At 55.1% G+C, this 26,059-nt stretch carries 17 protein-coding genes; 2 read left to right on the forward strand and 15 right to left on the reverse strand.

The genetic code is table 11. The annotated features are described in order from the left end of the window. Positions 1-354: 354 nt before the first annotated feature. The 6 genes from MNU25_RS01240 to galU all read right to left on the reverse strand — a co-directional run bounded on the left by MNU25_RS01240 (position 355) and on the right by galU (position 9,855). Positions 355-1,419: a Gfo/Idh/MocA family protein gene (locus MNU25_RS01240; RefSeq protein WP_240983416.1), complete on the reverse strand. Its 1,065-nt coding sequence runs from the start codon at positions 1,417-1,419 to the stop codon at positions 355-357. 334 nt (positions 1,420-1,753) lie between these two features. Next, complete coding sequence (locus MNU25_RS01245) at positions 1,754-3,109, reverse strand: nucleotide sugar dehydrogenase (RefSeq protein WP_240983417.1); 1,356 nt, start codon at positions 3,107-3,109, stop codon at positions 1,754-1,756. A gap of 484 nt (positions 3,110-3,593) precedes the next feature. After that, the gene (locus tag MNU25_RS01250) at positions 3,594-5,465 is read right to left on the reverse strand and encodes a nucleoside-diphosphate sugar epimerase/dehydratase (protein WP_240983418.1); all 1,872 of its coding nucleotides are present in this window, start codon (positions 5,463-5,465) and stop codon (positions 3,594-3,596) included. A 699-nt stretch (positions 5,466-6,164) separates the two neighbouring features. Then, a complete protein-coding gene (locus MNU25_RS01255) occupies positions 6,165-6,986 on the reverse strand; it encodes a superantigen-like protein SSL4 (RefSeq protein WP_240983419.1) in 822 nt (273 codons plus the stop codon). A gap of 828 nt (positions 6,987-7,814) precedes the next feature. Beyond that, the gene (locus MNU25_RS01260) at positions 7,815-8,609 is read right to left on the reverse strand and encodes a hypothetical protein (RefSeq protein ID WP_240983420.1); all 795 of its coding nucleotides are present in this window, start codon (positions 8,607-8,609) and stop codon (positions 7,815-7,817) included. A gap of 358 nt (positions 8,610-8,967) precedes the next feature. Next, the gene (gene galU / locus MNU25_RS01265) at positions 8,968-9,855 is read right to left on the reverse strand and encodes a UTP--glucose-1-phosphate uridylyltransferase GalU (RefSeq protein ID WP_240983421.1); all 888 of its coding nucleotides are present in this window, start codon (positions 9,853-9,855) and stop codon (positions 8,968-8,970) included. Positions 9,856-10,035: 180 nt separating this feature from the next. Between galU and MNU25_RS01270 the strand changes: the two genes are divergently transcribed. Further along, entirely contained in the window at positions 10,036-10,437 is a 402-nt protein-coding gene (locus MNU25_RS01270) for a putative ABC transporter permease (RefSeq protein WP_306425017.1), read from the forward strand. Here the strand turns inward: MNU25_RS01270 and MNU25_RS01275 are convergent. The 9 genes from MNU25_RS01275 to MNU25_RS01315 all read right to left on the reverse strand — a co-directional run bounded on the left by MNU25_RS01275 (position 10,427) and on the right by MNU25_RS01315 (position 23,977). Continuing rightward, a complete protein-coding gene (locus tag MNU25_RS01275; protein WP_240983423.1) occupies positions 10,427-12,157 on the reverse strand; it encodes a methyl-accepting chemotaxis protein in 1,731 nt (576 codons plus the stop codon). The genes MNU25_RS01270 and MNU25_RS01275 overlap by 11 nt on opposite strands. A 312-nt stretch (positions 12,158-12,469) precedes the next feature. Beyond that, positions 12,470-13,090 (reverse strand): ATP-dependent Clp endopeptidase proteolytic subunit ClpP, encoded by a 621-nt coding sequence (clpP, locus tag MNU25_RS01280; RefSeq protein ID WP_240983424.1) that lies wholly within the window; start codon positions 13,088-13,090, stop codon positions 12,470-12,472. Positions 13,091-13,378: 288 nt separating this feature from the next. Then, a complete protein-coding gene (locus MNU25_RS01285; RefSeq protein ID WP_240983425.1) occupies positions 13,379-14,614 on the reverse strand; it encodes a DUF1015 domain-containing protein in 1,236 nt (411 codons plus the stop codon). A 663-nt stretch (positions 14,615-15,277) separates the two neighbouring features. Next, a complete protein-coding gene (locus tag MNU25_RS01290) occupies positions 15,278-16,441 on the reverse strand; it encodes a phosphoglycerate dehydrogenase (protein ID WP_240983426.1) in 1,164 nt (387 codons plus the stop codon). A gap of 213 nt (positions 16,442-16,654) precedes the next feature. Next, complete coding sequence (serC, locus tag MNU25_RS01295; RefSeq protein WP_240983427.1) at positions 16,655-17,743, reverse strand: 3-phosphoserine/phosphohydroxythreonine transaminase; 1,089 nt, start codon at positions 17,741-17,743, stop codon at positions 16,655-16,657. A 649-nt stretch (positions 17,744-18,392) separates the two neighbouring features. Continuing rightward, complete coding sequence (locus MNU25_RS01300; RefSeq protein ID WP_240983428.1) at positions 18,393-19,118, reverse strand: YkgJ family cysteine cluster protein; 726 nt, start codon at positions 19,116-19,118, stop codon at positions 18,393-18,395. Between the two features lie 169 nt (positions 19,119-19,287). Next, positions 19,288-20,937, reverse strand: coding sequence for a hydroxylamine reductase (gene hcp / locus MNU25_RS01305; protein WP_240983429.1), 1,650 nt, complete (start codon positions 20,935-20,937; stop codon positions 19,288-19,290). Between the two features lie 489 nt (positions 20,938-21,426). Continuing rightward, a complete protein-coding gene (locus MNU25_RS01310) occupies positions 21,427-22,659 on the reverse strand; it encodes an LL-diaminopimelate aminotransferase (RefSeq protein WP_240983430.1) in 1,233 nt (410 codons plus the stop codon). Between the two features lie 88 nt (positions 22,660-22,747). Then, positions 22,748-23,977: an MFS transporter gene (locus tag MNU25_RS01315; protein WP_240983431.1), complete on the reverse strand. Its 1,230-nt coding sequence runs from the start codon at positions 23,975-23,977 to the stop codon at positions 22,748-22,750. An 864-nt stretch (positions 23,978-24,841) separates the two neighbouring features. Between MNU25_RS01315 and MNU25_RS01320 the strand changes: the two genes are divergently transcribed. Further along, on the forward strand, positions 24,842-25,732 hold the full coding sequence (locus MNU25_RS01320) for a LysR substrate-binding domain-containing protein (protein WP_240983432.1): 891 nt from the start codon (positions 24,842-24,844) through the stop codon (positions 25,730-25,732). Positions 25,733-26,059: the final 327 nt, after the last annotated feature.

Genomic DNA, 26,059 nt, shown 5'->3' on the forward strand with positions numbered 1-26,059 from the left:
TCCGCGGTGTTTCCGTCGCCGTCGGGCCCACAAGGACTTTCCGCCGCTCCGCCGCCGTGACCGGCCGGCCCCTGGGAATTTTCAACCGCCTCAGCGCCATGGCCCGCCGGCTCGTGAACATTGCCGGGCAATCCCCGGAAGTTGTCGGCTGCTTCGTCAGGCGGACCGCTTAACCCCCCCCAGGCGTTGCCGGCTGACCCGCCGTCGATACTTGCGGCCCTGCCCGGCTTACTTATCTCTTTCTTATAGTCGTGGTCATGTGCCACCTTATCACCCGTCCTCAGCCTCGGGGCCCGAGCGGACCTTCGCCCGCAGCCCCCGCTCCTTCATGGTCTGCGATATTCGGAGTTTCCCCTAATCCGCCGCGCTTTCCCGCAGCGGGAAGATTACGGGTTGTCCCGTCTCCTGACACTGGTAAATCGCCAGAATAATCTCCAGGGCCTTGCGGCCCTCCTCACCGGGGACGGCCGGAGTTCCGCCTTCCTTGACCGCTCGGATCATGTCCTGAATAATTTCGCGGTGGCCGAAACCATAAACTGTGGGGGGGTCACTTTCCTGAGAAGCAAAGAGTTCTTCTTTTTCTTTTTCGCCGCCCGGAAACTCCCAGGTTTCAATACGGTTGACCGCAATCCCGCCGATGATGACGGAACCCGTCTCACCGAAGACATTTAACGTCTCCTCAATGTTGCGGGGATAAATCGTGGAAGCCGCCTCAATCAGCCCGATGGCGCCGTTCTTAAACTTAATGACCGCACCGGCGACGTCTTCCATCTCTATCTTGCGCAAACGCGTAGCCGTATATCCGAAGACAGACTCCACCGGACCGAACGTCCACTGTAAGAGGTCGATATTGTGAATGGACTGATTCATTAAAACCCCGCCGTCCCGGAGCTTAGTTCCGCGCCAAGGGGCTTGGGCATAGTACTCATCATTGCGGTTCCAGCGGATCGTAGCCTGGCCGTGCGTCAGTTGACCGAAGCGGCCTTCTTCCAGAGCCCGGCGCATCGTCTTGACGGATTTGTTGAAGCGGTTTTGGTGGATGACCGCCAGTTTGACCCCGGCTTCTTTACAGGCCGTAATCAGCTCATCCGCACTCTTTAAGGTCATCGCCATCGGTTTTTCCACCATAACATGCTTGCCGGCTTGGGCCGCCGCGATCCCGATGCGGGCATGGAGATCGCTCGGAGTCGCCACCGTAACCACGTCGATATCCGCCTCTCGCAGCATAGTCAGGTAATCGGTATAAGGTTTTCCCCCGTATTTGTCGGCAAAAGCCCGGGCTTTCTCCGGAATGATATCGCAAACAGCGGCGAGTTCGGCCTCGGGCAGCGCCGCGATAGATTCCGCATGCTTGGGCGCGATCCGTCCGCAGCCGATGATGGCAAATCTTAACGCTTTAATCTTATCCTTATCCTGCAAAAGTAATCCACTCCTTTTAACCTCTGCCCCCAACGCGGTCCGTCACTCAGGCCTTACGCTGCAAACCTGTCCGCAAAGAATATCATGATCTGGCCCGGCCGCAAGGATCCCTGCTCGTCTGCCCGCCTGCCACAGTCCGCTCCGAAACTACCGGAAACCGGCTTAGCGGCCTGCGCTCAGCTCATCCGTCCTGATAGTGTCCATAGGACACTATCAGGACGTTCAGCTTTAGCTAAACGAGTTCACTTGCTGACCGTGCTTGCTGACTCGGCCTCATGACTGCGCTCACTACTGCGCTTACTGACTGCGCCTGCGATTTCGCCGACGCCTTTCCTCAGATCTTGGCGATTTTTTCCCGGTTTTTCTTTACGTTCTTGGTCGCGTTCCGGGTATCCACGACCACCCGGGCCTGTTCAACCACGCGCTCATAATCCACCGAACTGTGGTCGGTGAGAATGAGCACACAATCCGCCTCCGCTAAGGCAGCGTCGCTGAGGGGTGTGCTTTCCAGACGCACAGTGCTGCCCCCGTGAGGTTCGATAACCGGGATAAAAGGATCGTGGTAGCTGACGGTGGCGCCTTCGCGGCGCAAAAGCTCCATAATTTTCAAAGCCGGAGATTCTCGGACATCGTCGATGTCTTTTTTGTAGGCGACCCCTAATACAAAAACCTTGGCGTCTTTCAAGCTTTTGTTCTCTGAGTTGAGAGCCCGGATGACCCGGTTGACCACATAGTAAGAAACTTCCACATTAATTTCCCCCGCCAGTTCGATAAAGCGAGTGTGGAAGTCGTATTCCCGGGCTTTCCAGGTGAGGTAGAAAGGATCGATGGGTATGCAGTGTCCGCCGACGCCCGGACCCGGATAGAAAGTCTGAATGCCGAAAGGCTTGGTCCCGGCGGCTTCCACCACTTCCCAGATATCTAAGCCCATGCGATCACAGAGGAGCATGAGCTCGTTGACCAAAGCGATGTTCACGGCTCGGTAAGTATTTTCAAAAACCTTGGTGAGTTCGGCCGCGGCCGGAGAAGAGACGGGCACGACATTGACAATGGTCTGGGCGTAAAGGGTATACGCGATCTCCAAGCAGACAGGTGTCACACCGCCCACCACTTTAGAGGTATTCTTCGTGGAAAAACGTTTGTTTCCGGGATCGACGCGTTCGGGCGAGAAGGCGAGGAAGAAATCCTTACCGACTTCGAGCCCGCTCTCCGCCAAGAGAGGCAGAATAATTTCTTGGGTCGTCCCGGGATAAGTGGTGCTCTCCAAAGTCACGAGCTGCCCGGGGCGCAGATACTTGGCTATGGCCCGAGTCGAAGCCTCAATATAGGAAATGTCCGGATCGCGGGTTATCGTTAAAGGTGTGGGCACACAGATGATGATGACGTCACATTCCGCCAACAGGGCAAAATCCGCCGTTGCTTTAAGAACCCCGCGCTGAACCAGATCCCCGAGTTCGATATCTTTCACGTCTCCTATGTAATTCTCGCCCGCGTTGACTTTGTCCACCCGTTTGGAGTTGATGTCAAACCCGATCACAGGAAAGCCGACTTTGCCTTTTTCCACCGCCAAGGGCAGACCGACATAGCCGAGCCCGATGACCCCGATTCGAGCCGTATGGCGTTCGATCTTATCTTTCAAAGCCTGAGCCAAAGTATCCCGGTCTGTGATGACCTGTTGAACCGTGATCATGAAATGCTGCTCCCTTCGAACAAAACTTTTCTTTCTCCCTGCCCCGGCTGCCGGGGGTGGCTCCCGCCTTGGCAACTGCCTGCCGACTTGCAAACCGCACTCTTTTCCCGCGGTTCAGCGGCACCACAAGGCGAACGTCCTTGTCGGCTGTACCCGTCTTTACCCGTCTTTACCCGTCTTTACTCGCCTTTATTTGCCTTTACTTGCCCTTACTCGTCTTTACTCGCCTTTACTTGTCTCTGCTCGCCCTTACTCGTCTTTACTCGCCTTTACTTGTCTCTGCTCGCCTTTACTCGTCTTTACTCGCCTTTACTTGCCCTTACTCGTCTTTACTCGTCTTTCCTTGTCTCTGCTCGCCTTTACTTGTCTCTGCTCGCCTTTACTTGTCTCTGCTCGCCTTTACTTGTCTCTGCTCGCCTTTACTTGCCTGTGCTCGCCTTTACTCGCCTTTACTTGCCTCTGCTCGTCTTTACTCGTCTTTACTTTACTCTCCGCCCGCCCGGGCCACAACCCTGAGCGCGGGCCTCGGCGCGGACTTGCGGAACGTCGGTACAACGGTTTGCAATGCTCCGACAACCTCTTCTTTCGTCATGTAGGAACCCCGTTCTTTAATTGTTTGGATGAGTTCCTGCAGCTTTTTGACGTCGATGGTATTCGGCTTGGCTACGAAAATGCGCTTGTGTTTGGTGGCCGAGGTCCCCTCTTCGGCCGTGAGCAGCTCTTCATAGAGCTTTTCCCCGGGGCGCATACCGGTGAATTTGATCGGAATATCAACATCGGGCTCAAAGCCGGACAGGCGGATGAGGTCGCGGGCCAAGTCCAGGATTTTGACCGGTTTGCCCATGTCCAAAATAAAGATCTCCCCTCCGCGGGCCATGGCGCCGGCCTGGATCACCAGTTGCGCCGCTTCGGGAATGGTCATAAAGAAACGCACCATTTCCGGATGCGTAACCGTTACCGGCCCGCCTTTGGCAATCTGGCGCTTGAAGGTCGGAATCACACTCCCCCGGCTGCCCAGGACGTTGCCGAAACGCACCGCCACAAACTTGGTTCCCGAACGCTTGTCCATGCTTTGAATGATCATCTCGCCCACCCGTTTGGTCGTACCCATGACACTGGTGGGATTGACGGCTTTGTCGGTGGAGATCATGACGAAAGTTTTGACCCCGACCGCGTCGGCGGCTTCGACCAAATTGTTCGTCCCAACAATATTGTTCTTCAGCGCTTCCTCCGGATTTTTCTCCATGAGCGGAACATGTTTGTGGGCCGCGGCGTGGTAAATAACTCCGGGCCGGTATTTCTGAAAGACGATCCCGACCTTTTCCCGGTCTTTGATGTCAAGGATTTCGGTCGCCAGCTCCAGTTCGGGATACTCTGAGCGCAGTTCCTGCTCGATATCAAAGACAGTATTCTCCCCGTGGCCGGCGATCACGAGTTTACCGGGACTGAATTTCGCCACCTGGCGGCAGATCTCGGAGCCGATGGAACCGCCCCCTCCGGTGACGAGGATCGTCTCCCCGCTTAAATACCCCGAAACCTCTTCCAGGTCCACGCTAACCGGTTCCCGGCCCAGAAGATCCTCTACCTGGACCTGCCGGATGGCAGCGGTGTTCACCCTATCGCTCAGCATGTCGTAGACTCCCGGCATAATCTTGAGCCCGACACCTGTCTTTTCACAAATCTGGACAATGTCCCTGACGGCATCCCCCGAAGCCGAGGGCATAGCGATGATCACTTCGTCAATGCTGTAGTTCTTGACGATCTTGGGAATGTCCTTGCGCATCCCCAAAATGGGCATCCCCATCAGGTGCAGTCTCTGTTTGGCCCGGTCGTCGTCAATGAAACCGACGGGACGCCCCTCGCGGAAGTTATGGTTTTTCAGTTCCCGTGCGGTGAGAACCCCGGCATCTCCCGCCCCGACGATTAAGACTTGTTTCTGTGAACCCGGCACATGCGGGGTGGCAATATTTTCGAGAACTATGCGCCAGGTAAAGCGGGAACCTCCTACCAACAGGACCGTCGTAAACCAAAGCAAAGCGGCCACCGAGTGAGGGAGACGCATGGGCGCCAGGAAGAAGACCGCGGTAACCGTCGCCAGGGTACTGACTGTGACAGCGAACAGGATGGATAGGAGTTCCCCCGTGCTGGCATACTGCCAGAGGCGATTATACAGACCAAAAACATAGAAAACCGCCAATGAAATCAATGTGGCGGCCCAAGCGGTATGGTAAAGTGTCAGATAGTATTCGCCCGGGATCGTCCCTTCAAAGCGGATATAAAAGCTCAAGAAGGCGGCCAGATTGACGAGCACTACGTCAATGAGCATGAGGAGAAGCGTTCGTTTACGCAAAATCATACCGAATCCCTTCCTCTTTAATGTCATGCGGATAGTGTACCGCAGACAGTGTAATGCGGATGCCTTTCTATATGTACAAATACGGTGAAACCGCACCTTTGTCCAAAATCACCGTCTTACAGTTTACTACAGTTTGCGCGCTTTTACAACATGACATACGTTCGCGTCAACGGCCGCCGCGGCGTAAGGGTGACTGTTCAGCGCTGAACAAAATTCCGGAAACGGCGGGTTCCGCTGCCGCCCCTTGTGGAAGCAAGAAAGAGCCGGGAGGCGGGACGCGCGGCCCCCTTCCCAGCTCCCGTTCCCAAGCCCGTTCCCAAGTTCGTTCCCAAGTTCGTTCCCAAGTTCGTTCCCAAGTTCGTTCCCAAACCCGGCTTCCGGACTTTTTAATATGGCTTGCGAGAAGTCCCCCGTCCTCTATAGGCGGGGGATGAATCGCTATATATACATTCACAAAAAAGCGTATAGTATCTCTAATCAGTCGTATATAGAGTAGAGGGCTGATTTCTGGTGAGTGCTAAACTCATCTTAGAGCGTGGACTTAGCGCCATGGCCCAAACATAGATTTTCTGTAGGGCGGGAACCGCCCGAAGTTACGCCTGTGGAAATTGCGTAAGACCTAATCCAGCACTCAGAAACCTTGAGCGCTGGACGAGGGCAACGATTGATGGTGCCGGGCTGATGCCCGGTCCTCTCGCTTCAGACTTTCAGAGGGGTCTCACCGGTTATGATCCAACGCTGGTTCATCTTTACCAGGTTTACCCGGACGTGAACACTGTGATCCGTGGGAGCCCCGGTCGCCTGACCGTTTTTCAGACTGCAGTCGCCGGCCGTATAGCGATAGTCGGCCCGCAAGGTGGCCGTGTCGGCGTTGGCGTCTTCGACCGTGACACTGTCAAACGTTACACTCTGGACATCAAGACCCACGCCCTGTGTAATGTACGGTTCCGCTTGCTTAACATGGTTTTCGAGCACAGGACCGGCATACCCCTTGGCCAGTTCCGCTTTAAAGGCCTTGACATTTTGGCACTTCCAGGCATCAAACAAGATCCCGATATCCTGTTTATAATCGGCGATGATGGCTTGCGTTCCGGCTGACGGGGATCCCTGACCGGGTCCCTGACCGGGTCCCTGACCGGTTGTGTCCGAAGACCCGGACAGCGTCGGCCCGGAACTGGGAGAGGGCACCGCGTCTGACCCGGAGGAAGGTGACACCGCACCGGGGTCGGAAGCGGAACCCGTGCCGGACGTACCCGCCCCATTGACCGCCGTGCCGCTGTTTCCCGGAGCGTTCAGAGATAGCTGCGGGCGCTCCGAGCCTGACGCTTGTGCCGTATCCGCCGGAGGAGTTTGGCCGCTGCCCGGCTGGCTCGTTGCGGTCAGGCTGCCCGTTCCGAAACGGAGCTTGGAGAACAGCCGGGCCGGGGAGGCGGAACTCGAAACGAGCAGGAAGCTCCCAATCCCGATGAGAATTCCCAAACCTAACGACGTGAGACTTACGACAAGGTGTTTCTTAACCATAAAGACCATAATCCCCTTTACCAGGTTTTTTTACTCATAGAATAACCGGATAAAGGGAATCCTAGACATTCGGACTGAGGTGCAAGGCAAGAAAAAGCGAAAAAGCCCGTCATAATGACAGGCTTTTTGCGACCCCGCTCCGAGAGCTGAGCGGGATACGGGGAATCGCGGCGGTCTTTTGTTTCCTTGCCGGGGAAACCGGCTGCCGTTTCGGAGAGTGAACGGGTTTTAGGGGAATGTTCGATGGAGACGGGAAGCGGGTGGCGCATAACCGGCGCTTGCCTGACACGGCCTTGGATGGTATAGGTGCGGTACTTTGTCCGCCCTGCGTTTCTCAGTCGCCCTATTTGATTTTGTCAGCGCTCTATTTAGTTTTTTCCTTCAGCCTTATTCAGTTTTCCTGCGCTCGCTGCGGTCTCTGCCCCGTTTGCAGCAGTCTCCCCCGCCTGACGCGGTTTCCGGGCCCGCTCGCCGCGCTTTCGTCCCGCTTGAGGCGGTTCTTTGTCTTGGCAATGCTTTTAACAACGTTCTCTTTCTTCCTATCTTTCGCTGCGCTCCTGCATTGCTTTCTTTCTCGAAGCTCACCCGTCACGCCGTGTCTGCGCTTCCCGGTTATACCCGCTCGATATATCCTTAGGCCAAGCCCCCTTTGTGCGCACTTTAAGCATTTCTAAGCGGCCGCTTTTCCGCTGCCGGCTTAGGGAGGTTCCCCTCTGCAATGCCGCACTATCCAGGTGCGGACCCTAACAACGATAGATCTCGCAACTTTCGGTTCCCCCCGGCAGCGTCGTCGCACTTCAGGCATCAGCCTGCCCTCCTTCCCACCGCCTAACGTTTAGTGGCAAAAGGAGTCGCCCCGTAAACCTTAGCGTTCGTATTGTTGCGGAACAGGTGCTCGTCCATGTCATGGATCTCCTGATGGAACTCTTCAATCCGGACTTTGTCCTGGGAATTAAAAGCGTCAATCCCCCGGTTGAACATCTCATCCATGTAGTTGCAGAATACCGCTGCCTTGGCCGCCCCAGGCTCCTTCTTGAGCTGGCTGTCCCAGACCGTTTTGAAAAAGATAATATACTTTTTGATGTCTTGCGCGTTCATCTGGGGACCGGCCGTCGGTCCGTAAAGGTAACCGTCAACATACTGATGAATATCCCAGCAGGCACTGAACGCTTTGGTTTCCGCCGTCTGGCTCAGTCCGCCGTTATTGGGGTCGAAGAAACCCGCAATAGAAGGCGCGAGGTCAATGAGCTTCAGATCCGGCGCCACGTACTTCCTGGGGCCGGAGGCGTCTCCCTGGGGCTGAGTGTTAGGGTCGGCAGACGGCGCGGTAGCGGTCGGCGATGACTGGCCGGGTGTGCCTTGCTGGGACGTACCTGAGTTGGAATTTCCAGGCGCTTGCACATTCGGGGCCGACTGGGTCCCTTGCCCGGCTGCGGCCCCTGCCGCCGAGCCCCCTCCATTGATAGGGGGGTTTTGGATGAGAACTTGGTCCCCGGCCGCTTTGGGAGATTGCGACCTTAATACTTTCCAGGCGCTGGGACCGTAAACTCCGGCGGCAATGACGGCTCCGGCCAAAACCAACGTTCCGACCAAGGTTACAACCTTTCTTTGATCAAAGTCCATGGCTCTTTCCCTCCTTACTTGGATTTTCCTTGATAGTTTACCATTTACTGGGGGAGAAGAGTGTCGCTTTATCTGATTTGTCCAAACTATTTTCCGTCATTCCCGGCCGGTGATCGCCGCAGGCCCGGATTTTCTGCTTATTTTCCCGACAAACGGCCCGCTTACCCGAAAAATTGAAAAGCGAAAACCCGGATCCCCAAGCATCCGGGTTTTCGGCAGAAAAATTTGTCTTAGCCGGGCATACCGAAACTAGCCTGCGGCACGCGCGCCTCAGGCACCGGTTTATGTCTCTTCTCGGATATCGGGAGGTCTGCCTGCGACGTTCACACAAGCTGCTGAATAAGGCTCAGCCTCTTGGTCAGTCCGCCGTTCCCTCCCGGCTTACAAGCTTTGTCAAGTAACGCATCAAATCGTCGTGAAGATCATCCCGGCGCAGGGCATATTCAATCGTGGCCTCGACAAAACCCAGTTTGTCTCCCACATCATAACGCCGGCCTTCGAAGTCATAAGCCATAATTTCCTGGTAACGGCTGAGTTCCCTGAGGCCGTCCGTCAACTGGATTTCCCCGCCCTTGCCGGGGGTCAGGTTTTCCAAGATGTCGAAAATATCCGGATTGAGGATGTAACGCCCCATGATGGCCAGGCGGTCCGGAGGCGCGTCCTCCGGCAGAGGCTTTTCCACCAAATCGCGCGCCCGGTAAAGCCGCTCGGAAAAAAGTTCTCCGTCGACAATCCCGTACTTGGGCGTATCCTCCAAAGGCACCTGCTGGACCCCTACCAGACTGGCCCCGTGCCGTTCATAAATATTCATCATCTGACGCAGACAGGGAACTTCCGAATAAATAACGTCGTCGCCCAACAGGACGGCGAAAGGCTCGCTGCCAATAAACTTACGGGCGCTGTATATGGCGTGGCCGAGCCCAAGGGCTTCTTTTTGCCTCACATAATAAATGTCCACCATGCGGGCAATTCCCTGTACCATATCCAAAAGCTCTTCTTTGTCTCCTTTTTCCAGGAACATCTCCAACTCTACGGAACGGTCAAAATGATCCTCGATCGCCCGTTTATTCCGTCCGGTCACGATGATGATATCCTCAATGCCCGAACGGATGGCTTCCTCCACAATGTACTGAATAGTGGGTGTGTCCACAATGGGCAGCATCTCCTTGGGCTGGGCTTTGGTCGCGGGCAGGAACCTTGTCCCTAAACCGGCGGCCGGAATGACGGCTTTACGGATTTTTCTCATATTCTCTCTCCTTGGTCTTTCTTGGGTTTCTCCTATGTTTTATTACCATTCTATTATCTCACCGGATAAAATAGATTATTTCCTCCTGCCGTTCCTATCGTTACCACCTTTCCCTCAATATACCTGAATCGGGTTTGCATGGGCTTTTCCCGACGCATCCATACTAGGTACATGAATAAGATGACACGCTTCTTTATCTACGGATTGACGGGCCTGGCCCTCGAAGTCGTCTACACCGGCTTAGCCTCTCTGCTGAGGGGGGACTGGAGTATGCAAGGGTTCACCTTTTTGGTGATGTTTCCCGTCTACGGTGCGGCCGTTTTATTGGAACCGGTGCACGAACGCATCCGGCCCTATCCCTGGTGGCTGCGGGGAGCAATTTACCTGATCTTGATCTGGGGAATTGAATACCTGAGCGGGGCGGTTTTCACCGTCCTCTTAGGGTACAGTCCCTGGTATTATACGGACTCCCTCAACATTAACGGCTTTATCACCCTGCGCATGGCTCCCGACTGGTTTCTGGCGGGCCTGGGCTTCGAGCGGCTGCATGACATCCTTGACCGCGTCCGGCTTAAAGTTTGAACTGTCCCACCAGGACCTGCAAGTTGTTGGCCAATTGATCCACGGACTCGGATGAGGCAAAGAGTTCCTCCAACGAGGCATTTTGCTCCTCTGCGGCCGCCGCGGTGGTCTGAGTTCCGGCCGAGGCGGCTTCCGCTTCTTTGACCACGGTGCGCATCCCGGCCAGCATGGCTTCTCCCTCATTTTGCACCTCCCGGACCGAGGTTTCAATCCCCTGGGCCAAATTGGCGCTCTCCTCGACCGCCTGCAAAATGGTCCCAAAGCCGGCCGCGATTTCCCTGAGGTCGGCGCTTCCCCGGTTCACGCTGGCCACGCCGGCGCTCATGCCCTGGTGGGCACTGCGGGAAGCCTGCTGCATCTCCCGCACCCTCTTGGAAATGTCGACTAAGCTGAGCTGGACCTGTTCGGCCAATTTGCGGACCTCCTCGGCCACCACCGCAAACCCCCGGCCGTGCTCCCCGGCGCGCGCCGCCTCGATGGCTGCGTTCAGAGCCAAAAGATTTGTCTGTTGGGCAATATCGTCGATGATCTGTACCGTCGCGGCGATCTCCTCCGACTTTTGGTCCACGTCCCCGATGATCCCACTCAGGTTATGAACCTGGCTTTCGATCTCTTGCATTTGGGCCACCACTTGCCCCAGGGACTCCGAACCCCGGCGGGCGAGCTGGGCCGAACGGCGGGAAGCAAGGCTTACCTTCTCTGCCTGTTGTTCTGTACGACTCATTTCATCCATCACATGATCCATACGTTCCATGCTGGCTTCCATCTCGGTGACCTGGGACTCGGCCTCGCCGGCAATTTCCGTGGCCGACTGAGCCACGAGCTCAGCCGCTTTGGCGGACTGTTCCGCCCCCTGGCGCATTTCCTCCGCCGTGCTCACCAGCCGGCCCGCGGCCTCTACCACTTGGGTGATGGTCCGGCGCAGGGAAGAAACCATGTCACCGAAAGCCTGCTGCAACTCGACACTCTCCCTGTTCCAAGCTTTCCAGGGAGCTTTTTTCTTGCGCTCGATATGTCCGGCGGCAATCTCTTGGGCGTTGGCAACCAAGTGATGCATCATGTCGGTCAGACGACGGCTGAAAACAAAGCCGAGGAGGAGGCTGACCAGGACATCCGCCAGGACGAGAATTAAGGATAACCGGGAGACCACGGCAAACGTCTGCTGGGTCTTAACGCCACTGTCCCGGTTAACCGCGGCCAGCTTGTCGTTGACCATCTTTTCCAGGATACCGTCCGCCTTCTCATATTTTGTCATCGCGTCGCCCATCAGATTCTTCTTCGCCGCCGCCACCTGCCCGGCCAAGGCATTCTCCCCCGAAAACTGGGAAGACTCCAGATAATTATTCCAAGCTTTGTTAAACTCCTCCCAGGCTGCGTTTTCCTGCGGAGTGCGCGGATGTTTCTGGTAGATACTCATGTCCTTGATGACAGCGTTCTCTTCGCTTTGAACCGCGTTTTGATAGTTTTGCCGTTCTGATGCCGTGCCGGATTCCACCAGTAAAATGACGTCCGCGCGATAAACCAAAGCGTGATAACGCATGTCTGAGAGAAGATTCATCGGGACCACGTCATGCTGATAAACCATAAGGGAGTTCGCATACATTTTGTACATGCCGTAGACACCGACGCCCCCTACCACCCCCGCGGCCAAGGCTATGGCCAGAAGCAACGCCTTGAGCTGAATTCCCAAACTCCATCTTTGCGCCTGCAAACCCGTCACCCTTTCCTTCCAAGAGGGTACGGACCGTGAAACGGCTGGACCCTCGACTGAGGACTTATTCTACGCCCCTGCGACAGTTTCCTTTAAGTGCAAAAAATTATTTTTCCTAAAACGAAAAAAATCGCTCTATTCCGCCAAATTTGCTTATCCCACTCTTCACTCCGCCGACTGCGCTTGGCTTATCCGATCCCTCACTGCGCAAGTGAAGCACCCCCAATGATCATCCGACCATAGGGGGTGTGTATTTTTCCGGGACATGTAAGCTTCCCGCGCTCCACACAGGACTTTGGCACCATTCGGGAACAAGAGTTACTACTCAGCTTTTTTCCCGTCCTTCACCGGGATCTTCTCGATGACTTCGTCCACCAGACCATATTCTTTGGCCTCTCCGGCCGTCATGTAATGATCCCGGTCCGTATCGGCCGTGATTTTCTCGATAGACTGGCCGGTCCGTTCCGCCAAAATCTTATTCATCTTTTCGCGCGTGCGCAGTAATTGCCGGGTATGAATTTCGATTTCCGTCGCCTGTCCGGAAAGCCCGTGCCCGCCGATGAGCGGTTGGTGGATAAGGATTTCGGAATTGGGCAAAGCGCTCCGTTTCCCTTTGGCCCCGGCCGCCAAGAGAAAAGCACCCATACTGGCCGCCAGGCCTACGCAGATAGTGTGCACATCCGGGCGAATGTACTGCATCGTGTCGTAAACGGCCATGCCGGCTGTGATCGATCCCCCGGGGCTGTTGATATATAGGAAGATTTCTTTCTCTGGATCTTCAGCCTCTAAGAAAAGCATCTGAGCAACGATCAGATTGGCCACATCGTCATCGATCGGCCCGCCCAAAAATATGATCCGGTCTTTCAAGAGGCGGGAATAGATATCATAAGCCCGCTCTCCCCGATTTGTCTGTTCCACGACCATTGGCACGAGATAACCCATTTTGCCCATACCCCCTTTAATATGTTCCGACCTGCAAGGCGGACAGACTCCCCCGGCCCGGGCATGGCTTCGCTTTGCCCTAGGGGCCGCATCATTTTGAGGTCCGCCTTCTATTCTTCCCTCTGCGCTCTATTTTAGTACAAAGGTCAATAAAGGTCAAATGCTTTCGGGATTTTGAAGCGAGCTTATTGAGTGGGGTTTTTGAGCGGGCTTTTTGCCGAATCTCCCCCCGGCTGAGGCCAGGCTAAAGCCCGGCTAAAGCCGGGGGTATGCGGCCGGGCTTTTGGGTCAGATTTCGTGGATGAACAAGCCGCTCCTGAGCTTAGGCTCAAACCAAGTGGACTTGGGTGGCATCAGTTGGCCGGCATCCGCCACGTCGAACAACTCTTGCAACGAAGTGGGGTAGAGAGAGAAGGCGAGTTTCATATCGGTCCGGGTTCTTCTTTCGAGCTCCGGAAGCCCACGAATCCCACCGACAAAATCGATCCTGCGGTCGGTTCTAACATCAGTAATCTTGAGCAGCGGAGCGAGCACATGACTTTGCAGGAGGGAGACAGCCAGTCCCTCCACCGGGTCCGAAAAGCGAATCCCCTCCCCGGCCCTGAGTTCGTACCACACGCCTCCGAGGTACAGGCCGAAAGTCGCCTTTTCCCGCGGCTGACAGGCTGCGCTCCCGAGCTCCTTAACTTCAAAGGCACCGGTCAGCGCCCGAAGGAACTCTTCCTCACTGTAGCCGCCCAGATCCCTGACGACCCGGTTGTAAGGCAGGATTCTCAGTTGGTCGTGAGGGAAGAGCACGCTGAGGAAGAAGTTGAACTCCTCGTCCCCGGAGTAAGCGGGGTTTTCTTTTCTCCTCTTCAGGGCCAATTTCACGGCCGCCGCCGCCCGATGGTGCCCGTCGGCAATATAGACGCTTGGCACCTGTTCAAAGCCTGCCCGGATCTCGTCTTGCTCACTTTGCCGCTTGACTTTCCAGACCGTATGCCGGACTCCGTCCCCCGCCACGAAATCGTAGAGGGGAGGCTCCCCTTTACTCCTGTCGACTGCCCGATTGATCGCTTCCCGGGAACGGTAGGCTAAGAATATGGGCCCGGTTTGCGCCCGGCAGGCCTCCACATGGTTGATGCGGTCGGCTTCTTTGTCGGCCCTCGTGTTCTCATGTTTCTTGATCACATTGCCGAGATAATCGTCCACCGCCGCGCAAGCCACGATGCCGGTTTGGGTGTGTCCGGCCCCGGTCAGCTCATAGATATAGTAGGAATCCCCGCTTTCCCGAATGAGGACACCGTCCCGTATCATTTCCCGCAGGGTCTCGCCGGCCCGTTCATAGACCCGGGAATCATCGGGAGCGACGTCCTCACTGAATTGTGTCTCCGCCCGGTCGATTTTGAGAAATGACAGGGGTTCTTTGCGCACTTCGGCCAGTGCCTCTTGCCGGTTAAAGACGTCATAAGGAAGGGCCGCCACGCGGGCAGCCGCGTCGGCACGCGGCCTCACAGCCCTGAAAGGTCTCACGATAGCCAAGATTCTGCGCCCGGTTTCCGCCCCGCACACTCCCGTAAATTTCCGGTCTTTAGGATTTACCGCTCAAATGAGGCCGACGGGCCCCGGCACGGTCGAGATGGATGTTCTCCCAAATTCCGGGATTTGCCGCTCAAATGATGCCGTTCAGCTCTTGGCCTTGTGGTTTCCGCCGAAGTGTCAAACCTGGATTTGACGCTCCAATGGTACTCTTGAGCCGGGGGCTGACCGGAAATTTGAGAGCCAGCGGTCTTACGGTGTTCCCGCCGGGGAAACCGGACTTTTCACCTCCTCCTGAAAGATTTCGCCCCCGGTTCAAGGGGCACGCGGCCGTCCTTAGTACGGGTTCAGTGAGCTCGTTTAAGCAGAAGCTGAACCTCGCGATAGTGTGCTAGGGACACTATCGCCGAACCGCAAGCTTTCAAAGAATACTTGTACGCTGGGGATGACTTCGGCGACAAAAGTGTCCAGTGGACACTTTTGCCGAAAGCGCTTAGCCTTTAGCGGACGCCGGCGCGCCGAAGGGTGAGGTCTACCCCCACCGAAGCAGAGTATAGGGAACCACTCCCACTTGTAGAAGCGGGCGTCTCACGATTGGAGCAAGCACTGTAGGTTCGTCCGGGTGATCCGGCGGACACTCGGCGGTTCTCACCGTTAATCCCCGGCTCAGAGCACGATCCGGACCCTGAGGACTCCGTCAATTTTACCGATTCCCTCCGCCATGGCCGGAGTGGAGGGTGCGTCTATATCGAGCAGGGTATAAGCCCACTTGCCCTTGCTCTTATTGGTCATGTCCGAAATATTGATGTCTTCCCGGGCAAAGGTGGACGTGAATTGGCTGAGCATATTCGGGATGTTTTTATGATGAATGGCGATGCGTCCCGCTTGGGCACAGACCCCCATGTCACAGTTGGGGTAGTTGACCGAGTTTTTTATATTTCCGTTTTCCAGGTAATCCATCAACTGCTCCACAGCCATAATCGCGCAGTTATCCTCCGACTCGGCGGTAGAAGCTCCCAGGTGGGGAATGGCAATGACTCCTTTTACCCCGGCGATTTTCGGATTCGGGAAATCGGTTACATATCTTTTGACCCGACCGGAGCGCAAAGCCGCGATCATATCGTCGTCATTGACAATGGCGTCGCGGGAAAAGTTCAGGATCTTGACGCCTTCCTGCATGAGCGCGAACGCCTCCTCGTTGAGCATGCCTTTGGTCGAATCCGCTAAAGGAACGTGAACCGTGATAAAGTCACAGGTGCGGTATAACTCATCCAGGGATTTGATCGGTTTGATGTGCCGGGAAAGATTCCAGGCGGCCCTGACGGAAATGAAGGGATCATAGCCGTAGACCTCCAGCCCCAGCCGGTTGGCCGCGTTGGCGACCAAAACCCCGACCGCCCCCAGCCCGATGACGCCCAGCCTTTTGCCTTTGATTTCCGTGCCGGCAAATTTCGCTTTGGTCTTTTCCACCAGCTTCGCCAGGTCCGGATCATCCTTCGCCGAATTTACCCAGTTAATGCCGGCTACGATGTCCCGGGAGGCCAGAAGCAGGCTGGCGATGATAATCTCTTTAACCGCATTGGCATTGGCCCCCGGCGTGTTGAAGACGACCACACCGCTTTCCGCGCACTTTTCCAGAGGGATGTTGTTCACCCCGGCGCCGGCCCGGGCAATGGCGAGCACGGAGGGAGGCAATTCGAGTTCGTGCATACTGGCACTTCGGACCAGGAGCGCGTCCGCCTCCCGGAAGCTGCCGGCATTCTCATAGTTCTCGGTCAAAAGGTCCAAGCCCACAGCGGCAATGGGGTTTAAACAGTTGATCTTATACATGGATGCACCTCTTCCTTATTTTTGAACTCTGCCCCCCCGGATCTTCAATTGGGACGGCTATTCTATTCGGGATCCGCAATCCGGGACTGAGAATATTGGACTGAGAAGCTCGGACCGCGAAGCTCGAACCGCGAAACTCGGACCGCGAAGCTCGAACCGCGAAACTCGGACCGCAAAGCTCGGACCGCAAAGCTCGGACCGCAAAGCTCGGACTCAGGCTCGGGGATTCTCTTCTTCGAATTTCCTCATGAATTCCACCAAGGCCTTCACACCCTCGACGGGCATGGCGTTGTAAATGCTGGCCCTCATGCCGCCTACCGTTCTGTGCCCTTTGAGGTTTTCCAACCCGGCCGCTTTGGCTTCTTTGACGAATTTGGCCTCCAGTTCCGCTGAGCCGATAACAAAAGGCACATTCATCAGAGAGCGATCCTTCTTGACGACGGTTCCTTTGAAAAGCGTGCTCCCGTCCAGATAATCATAAAGGAGCGCCGCCTTCTCCTCATTGCGCCGCTGCATGGCCGTGAGACCGCCCATGTTCTCGACCCATTTGAATACCTTGCCGCAAATATAGATCCCGTAAGCCGGCGGTGTGTTGTAGAGGGATTTGTTATCGGCATGAATCTTGTATTTCAACATAGTCGGCGTACCCGGCAAAACCTCGTCCCTGATCAAATCCTCCCGAATGATCACCACCACGACCCCGGCCGGGCCGATATTTTTCTGCGCACCCGCAAAAATGAGGCCGTATTGCCTGACATCGACCGGTTCGGAGAGGATGTCGGAAGACATGTCGGCCACTAGGGTCTTACCGTCGGTCTGCGGAAGTTCGTTAAACTTCGTGCCGTAGATCGTGTTGTTGTGGCAGATATAAACGTAGTCGGCATCCTCCGAGACTTTCAAGCCTTTCATCTCGGGAATATACGAAAAAGTCTTGTCCTCAGAGGTGGCGATGACGTTAACCCGGCCGAAGAGCTTCCCTTCGGCAATGGCCTTCTTGGCCCACTGTCCCGTGTTAATGTGGTCTGCCACTCTATTCTTCATCAAGTTCATGGGCACCATGGCAAACTGCTGAGAAGCCCCCCCCTGCAGAAAGAGCACCTTGTAATTGTCCGGTATACTCATTAAATTCCGCAGTGTTTGTTCCGCCTCCCCGATAATTTCGGCAAAAGCTTGAGACCGGTGGCTCATCTCCATCACCGACATGCCGGTGCTTTTGTACTCCAGCATCTCCTCTGCCGCTTCCTTCAGCACCTCCTCCGGCAACACGGCCGGACCCGCCGAAAAATTGTACACCCTGGCCATCCTTAAAACCCCTTTCCTTCTTCGCTCAGATTTGCGAGAATATCTGAGAATAATTAAAACCCACCCCAAGATTTGGGGCGGGTATGTCCGCGGTGCCACCCAATTGCTTGCCGGTTCGTCCCTGGGTTCAAATGAAGGAGGAGCGCCCCACTGGCCCCGCCGGACGTCCGAAACAGACGCCCCCCGGGCCCGACTGGCATTCCTTCCCCGGCGGGAATAAATAAAACCCCTCATCCCAATCAGGGACGAGAGGTTATTTCCCGCGTTGCCACCCATGTTGCCGAACCGGCCAACTCATGTCCGCGCTATCGGGCGGAACCCGTCACGATTCATCATCGGCCGCTCCGGGACGGAACCCTGCGGCTTATAGGCTGACTCGCACCTGCCGTCAGCTCTCTGATCTACCCAGCCCCGGGACTTCCCTTCATCGCGTGTACTCTATTCTCTTAACTGTTCTTAATGATAATGGATCCGCTCCTGTTTGTCAATCACTTTTCGCGAAATTCCCGCTGTACTGCAACAGCCCTCGGCACCGGACGTTCGAGAGCTTTACTCAGCCGGTTGCTCAAGAGTCTCAGTCCACACGTTGTTCAAGAGCCTGGGTCCACACGTTGCCGAAGAGCCGTAGTCCACCCGTTGCCGAAGAGTCTTACTCCGCCGGCAGCAGAGTTTTCAGCCCTTCGGGACCTTCCGCCAAGAGCTCAAAAGCGAATTTCATCAACTGAACGTCATCAAGCTCGGCCGGCTCCGGCCTATTCCCCCGGAAAGCAGTGTTTTCAAACAAGGACGGTCTGTGAGCCAGATAATCCCTAAATCCATCGAGATCGTAACAAGCCATGAAGAAAAACTCGGCGAACTTCTCGTCCGTTTCCCGATCCCCGCTGAGTTTCACCCGCAGGGGTATTTCGCCAAACCTCTTCTCCATTGCCCCGTAAATCTCTAAACCCTGATCGCCCAGCCATTCTTTAACGGTCTGGACCTTTGGCTCATTTAAGCCGTGGCAGAAGGAACTCTCAAAACAAAAGGAATACTTTTTCCCGTCCAGCATTTTCACCGGAGCAATCCGGCAGGCCCAAGGCCGCTCCGGATAGACACGGCACCCCTTTGGGGTAATGAAGGGGCACTTGAGGCTGTCCTCTTCGGACATCTTGATTTGCACGAAAGAAAAGCCGGATTGATGAACCGGCACCCTGAGAGTGTATCTCGCCAGAAATCCCCCCGAAGAGAGGCGGAGAAAATTCTTCAGGCGCAGAACATCATATGGAGTGAGAAAAATGTTAATATCCCGGCAGCATGTTCCGAAACAATCCAACCCATCATGGCAATGGAAAGTGAACTCGCTGTCTTCATCCAGGATTTGATCGTGCTCTTCCAAAAAGTTGCCCCCCCAGTGCAGAGATATTTGTTTTTTGTTTTTAAAGAGCCAAGCAGGCGGCTCATCCGGCCGTCGCTTGGCAGTGACTATTATCGGACACAGGACGTTTCTATCCGGCACAGGTCATCTAATCTCTGCGGGGACATCGGTAAACTGAATGGTTAAATCGTTAAACCGTCATGAACATTTTCAGGTCGTCTTCCACGCTGCTGATTCCGCCGATGTCAAACTTCTCCACCAGGACCTTGAGCACATTCGGTGAGAGGAAAGCGGGCAGGGTGGGCCCGAGATGAATCTTCTTCACACCCAGGTAAAGAAGCGCCAGGAGGACGATGACCGCTTTTTGTTCATACCAGGCGATGTTATAGGAAATTGGGAGTTCGTTGACATCGTCCAAGCCGAAAACTTCTTTCAGTTTGAGCGCGATGACCGCCAGGGAGTAGGAATCATTGCACTGCCCGGCATCCAGGACCCTGGGAATCCCGCCGATATCGCCCAGATTCAATTTGTTGTATTTATACTTGGCGCAGCCGGCCGTCAGAATCACGGTATCCGCAGGCAGGGCCTGGGCGAAGTGGGTATAATACTCGCGGCTCTTCATGCGGCCGTCACAGCCTGCCATAACGAAGAAACGTTTAATGGCTCCGGACTTCACCGCCTCGACCACTTTGTCGGCCAGGCTCAGCACTTGGGCATGGGCAAAACCGCCCACAATCTCCCCGCTCTCGATTTCGGTCGGGGGCGGGCACTTCTTGGCTTGCTCGATGATAGCCGAGAAATCTTTCGGCTGGCCCTCTTTGCGGTCCGCGATATGCTTGACACCCGCAAAGCCAACGACCCCTGTCGTGTAGAGGCGATCTTTATAGGAATCTTTCGGGGGAGTCAGACAGTTGGTCGTCAGGAGGATGGGGCCGTTGAAGGAGGCGAATTCCTTGTCCTGTTTCCACCAGGCGTTGCCGTAATTGCCGGCAAAATGGGCGTACTTCTTAAACGCGGGATAGTAGTGAGCCGGCAGCATTTCACCGTGGGTGTAGACGTCCACCCCGCTGCCCTCCGTCTGCTGCAGGAGTTCCTCCAGATCCTTTAAGTCATGGCCGCTGATGAGAATCCCCGGGTTACTGCGTACCCCGATCTCAACTTTGGTCAGTTCCGGATTGCCGTAAGTGGTGGTGTTGGCCTTGTCCAAGAGAGCCATCACATCCACTCCGTATTTGCCAGCTTCCAGCACTAAGGCCACGAGGTCATCGGCGCTCAGGCTGTCGTCGGTCGTCGCCGCCAGAGCCTTGAGCATGAATCGGAAAATCCCGTCGTCATTATAGCCGAGAGTCAGAGCATGTTCGGCATAAGCGGCCATCCCTTTTAAGCCGTAGATGAGCAATTCGCGCAGGGAGCGCACATCCTCGTTCGCGGTAGTGAGAACACCCACTTGAGCCGCTTTCACTTCGAACTCGGCCGCTGTGTCCGCATACCAAACCGCAGAATCGTGCGGATTCTCGGGGATCCGACCGCCTGCCTTGACAATATCCTCTTTCAGGCCTTCCCGGATCTTCAAGCCTTCGCGCACCCGGTCGATAAAGACCTGCTTGTCAAAATTAGCGTTAGTAATGGTGGCAAACAAGCTTTCCATGACAAATTTGTTTACATCCGGGCGGACCACACCCAAGCCGCCTGCTTGGTTGGCGTAAATGGAGATTCCTTTGAGAACATAGATTAAAAGGTCTTGCAGATTGGCCACATCGTCCGTCTTGCCGCAAACTCCCTTGATGGTGCAGCCGCTGCCTTTGGCTGTTTCCTGGCATTGAAAACAAAACATACTCATCGCTGTTTGTTCCTCCACTTCGTTTTTTATTGGTCTCTCGTCCTGACCGCTGAACCCATCTTAACCTTTTTCGAAATGTCGGATCGTGATTGAAGTATGGACTATACTGTGCTAAAAGTCACATTGTAGGAGTTCATCCTTGTGTTCTTTCAGACGCATGTTAGTGTTGCTGTTCCGATCTCTAGTTCTTCCCAGCCCTCTCGGGCAAGAAATAAGAGACAAGGACTCGATACCGATCTTGGGCGCAAAGACAAGTATCTGTCATCAACATTGATGGTTTCCGGCAGGTTGACGTTGATGGTATTGTTTCGAAGATGTCCCGTGTCTGCTCTTCGGATAGAGTACTGCCCTCGATACGATTAGAATTATAGGCAAGCTTAATTTGGGTCCGGTGATACAGACCTCCCTTAAGCTTTATCTTCATTTCTTCCACCAGGAGTTCTAAAAGGGATCTGTTTTCCATAAGCACTGCTCCTTTTGACGGGACGTTTATGCTTGTACCCCTTTGATCCTGGCCAGGGCCCTTTGGGTATTTTCCCGGGTGCCAAACGCTGTGAGCCTGAAGTACCCTTCGCCGCTGAGGCCAAAACCCGCTCCCGGTGTTCCCACTACGTTAGCCTCCTGCATCAGCCGGTCGAAAAAGTCCCAAGAAGGCATATTGTCCGGGGTTTTAAGCCAGATATAGGGTGCATTGATCCCACCGAAGACAGTGTAACCTGCTTCTTGCAACCCTTCCCTAATAATACGGGCGTTTTCCAGGTAATAGCGGATAGTTTCCCGGACCTGCCGTTGGCCCTGGGGCGAAAAGACCGCTGCCGCGCCCGCTTGCACAGGATAGGAGACCCCGTTAAACTTAGTGGTTTGTCTTCTCAGCCAAAGGGCGTTCAAGCCGTGTGCCTGCCCTTGAGCATCGTAAACCTTAACCTCTTTGGGCACAATGGTGTAGCCGCAGCGGGTGCCGGTGAAACCGGCGGTCTTGGAAAAGCTGCGGAATTCGACCGCGACCTCACGTGCTCCTTCGAGCTCAAAAATGCTGTGGGGAATTCCGGCTTCCTGGATATAGGCTTCATAGGCCGCGTCAAAAAGGATGAGGGCGCGGTTCTCCCGGGCGTAATCCACCCATTTCCGCAGCTCCGCTTTGGTAAGGGTCATGCCCGTCGGATTGTTGGGATAACATAAGTAGATCAGGTCGACTCTTTCCCGCGGCAGGTCCGGCTTCATGCCGTTAGCCTCGGTGCAGGGAAGGTAGACCAAGCGGTCAAATTTCCCTTGCTCATCCGGCCCTCCGGTGCGCCCCGCCATGACGTTGCTGTCGACATAGACCGGGTAGACCGGGTCGCTTACAGCTACGACATTGCCCGTCGCAAAAAGCTCCTGAAAATTGGCCGTATCGCTTTTCGCCCCGTCGCTGATGAAAACCTCGCTCTCGTCCAGCTCGATCCCTCTGGGCGCAAAGTCATGAGCGATAATTTTTTCGATGAGGAACTTGTATCCCTGCTCGGGTCCGTAACCGCGGAAAGTCTCCGGCCGCCCCATCTCCGCCACGGCTTCTTGCATGGCGTCCACCACCGCCTGGGGCAGAGGACGGGTAACGTCGCCAATGCCGAGACGGATAATATCCGCCCCGGGGTTTTTCTCTTTAAAGGCGCTGACCCTGCGGGCTATTTCGGAAAACAGGTAACTTCCGGGGAGTTTTAAGTAATTTTCATTGACTAAAGCCATATGTCAACGGGTCTCCTTTCTTTCCGGCTGCCACTATTATATTATGTACGGGATCCGCGGGCAACAGGGCGGGCATTTTTCCCCCTCTTCAACCCTGCGCTTTCCGCGGCTCAAGCTTGGCCCCCAGGCGGGAAGTGAGCGGCGGAATCGAGCGCAGTTGCCGGGAGAGAAACAGCGCCAGCAGCAAGAACATCAGGATCATGCCGATGACACCATCCCAACCCCAAGCGCTCCAAAAGGCGCCTCCGGCTGTCCCCCCGATACTCGAACCCGCATAGTAGAAAAAGAGGTAGAGAGAGGAAGCCTGGGCCTTGTCATGTTGAGCCCGGCGCCCCACCCAGCCGCTCGCCACCGAATGCCCGCCGAAGAAGCCAAAGGTGAACACGGCAATACCCAGAATCTTGAGTACCAGAGGCCCGCCCAAAGTGACGACCGCTCCGGAGGCCATGATTAGCACCCCAATTCCCAACATCTTCTGCCGGCCGTATTTGTCTGCCAGGCGACCCAGCCAAGCCGAGCTGAACGTTCCCGTAAGGTAGAGAATAAAGATCCAACCCACGAGGGCCTGGCTGAGGGAATAAGGAGGGATGATCAACTGAAAACCGATGTAATTGTAAAGAGTAACAAAGCTCCCCATTAAGGCGAACCCGACGCTATAGAGGCAGAGCAGCCCGGGATCTTTGAGGTGACTGAGCAGCGACTTTGACAATTTAGCCAAGTCGAGCGTGCGCGCTCGGAAATTTCTCGATGCCGGCAACAGATACCAAAAGAGCAGACTAGCGAGAACACTCAAAAGTCCAATACTGCCCAAAGCCACTCGCCAACCGTAATAGTCGGTCAACATGCCGATAATAATACGTCCGCTCATGCCTCCGACTGAATTCCCGCTGATGTAGAGCCCCATAGCAATCCCCAGGCTGGAGGGCTCGATCTCCTCGCTAAGATAGGCCATCGCCACTGCCGGCAGGCCCGCGAGAACAATTCCCTGCAAAACGCGCAGGATGAGCAGGTCCCGGTAATCCGGAACAAAAGCCGTCAGGACCGCCAGCACGGACGCCGCCACCAATGAGAAGATCATGATCGGTTTCCGCCCCCGCACTTCGGAGACGGAACCGACCAGCAACATACCTACAGCGAGAGCGATCGTCGTCAGTGAGAGAGACAGGCTGGCCACAGCCGGCGAAATGTGAAACTCCCGGGAAAAATCCGGCAAGAGCGGCTGCGTACTGTACATGATGGCAAAAGTGTTAAAGCCGCCGAAGAACAAAGCGATATTGGCTTTGCGGAAGGCCGCCGTTCCTCTTTTGATATAGGTCATCGAGACTCCCTTCAATCCAGACGCCGCAGGGGCGTGTCACCTAAGTGTTCGCCCGACGCGGCCATTTTTTCCCGCGGGGAACTTTTGTTAATATCTCCGCTAACTATCTCCCCTAACCCGACCAACGATACGTTTCACACGCTTTATCTTACACCTTGACAAGCCTTGACGTCTAATTTATCATATGCATTAATTTAATGCACTCTGGTAATGGTTAAGAAGACCGGCGCCCCAAGCGCTCGGCCCCTTTCACATCAATCGCCCATCTTTTTCGGGCACTCCAGAAACAGGATGTGCCCGATAGTTTGGGTGCAAAATCTAAAGGCCGGAGTGTCGCAACCATCCCAGCCTGGGCACCCGGACCACAAATTTGGATAACAGCTTTACGAACAAGCAATTTTCATGACATGGTGTATACTACCGCTTAATCCTGCGCCACAACGGCGAATTGCCGAAGAAAATCTACCACGTTTGCCATACAGTCATGCTCAAAATTCCAATACCCATTCTTAGCCCCAATTCCCACACTTGTCACCAGCACTGGCATTACCGAAAGAAAAGCATGGGCCTTAGCCTTGGAAACCACTCTGGGCGGCTGAGAAGTTTTAGTTGCCGCGCATTGGATGAATGCTTCAACGCATTCCATCACAGGATGGCCTTTTTGAGACTTAAGGCAAAGACTTTTCCCTCAACCAATAATAGCCTGCGGCCGGTTATATTTATAGGCATTTTACCGCACCTCCCAATTGTTAGAGAGGGCTTCACCCAAAGACTCATAATCAAATTTCCGCGGGACGACGGTATTACGGAGGTCATTGGATCCATAGATTTCCTATCACACCATACCGAGGAGGAACTCTTCGCATGGAATGGAACCAGCTCCACTATTTCCAAACCGTCGCTCAATTACAGCACTTCACCCAGGCGGCGGAAGCCATGTCGATTTCCCAACCGGCCCTCAGCCGCTCAATGGCCCGTTTGGAAGATGAATTGGGCGTGCCGCTGTTTGAGCGCCAAGGGCGCCGGGTCGCCCTGAGTTCTTATGGGCAGATCTTTCTCAAGCGGGTCAACCGCGCCCTGCAGGAAATCTCCCTGGGACAACAAGAGCTTCAAAATTTGCTCGATCCGTTCAAAGGCAGTGTGGCTTTGGGCTTCATCCACTCCCAGGGTTCAAACTTGGTACCCGATTTACTCGGGTTATTCCGCCAAAAGTTCCCGCATGTTCGGTTTCAGCTCTACCAAAACACGGCCCACCGCCTCCTGGAAAGTCTGGAAGCCGCGGACATCGATTTTTGCTTTTGTTCGCAGCCTTCCGCCCATGAACACATCCGCTGGGCCCGTTTGTTCACTGAAGAGATCGTCTTAATCGTTCCGGCCGGACACCCGCTGGCCGGCCGTGCCTTCGTAACTTTGGCCGAACTGGCCGGCGAGCCTTTTATTCTCTTTAAGAAGGACGTTTCTTTGGGGGAGATTATTTACGGGCTCTGCCGTGAGGCAGGCTTCACGCCGAAGGCTACTTTCGAAGGGGAAGAGGTGGGTACCGTCTCCGGCCTCGTGGCCGCCAAACTCGGTATCGCCCTGGTCCCCCGCAACCGCGCGGCGGAAAACACGGGAATCGTCCAAGTACCGATTTCCCGACCGAAATGTCAGCGCGTGATCGGGATCGCCTGGATAGAGGAACGCCATCTCACTCCTGCCGCCCAGCATTTCCGGGAATTTGTCCTGGGACATTTCGGCGCCTCCCTGCCCAGCTGAGCCGGGAACATCGCTGCCTGCCCGCGCCAGAAATCCATTTCTCAAATCCTGCCCGCGGCCATGACCATTCCGGTATGTGCTCTGACAGACATTTATCTAAAAACATGCAAAAGAGACCTTTGTTCGTTTCTACGAAAAAAGGTCTCTCTTTTTGTATAAAATTACAAAGGAATCTCTAATTTCGTGTCAGTACGCACCGTCCGGGGATCCTTATTAAGCCAATGTACATGCCTTCCTTTGGAGAAGCGCTCTCGTCCCCGAAATGAATTCCTGGGTTTTCCCGCGCACGTTCTACAAATGGCACATCGGCGGACTGATTTGTTTCAT

The organism is Acididesulfobacillus acetoxydans, from assembly GCF_902729405.1.
Lineage (GTDB): Bacteria > Bacillota > Desulfitobacteriia > Desulfitobacteriales > Desulfitobacteriaceae > Acididesulfobacillus > Acididesulfobacillus acetoxydans.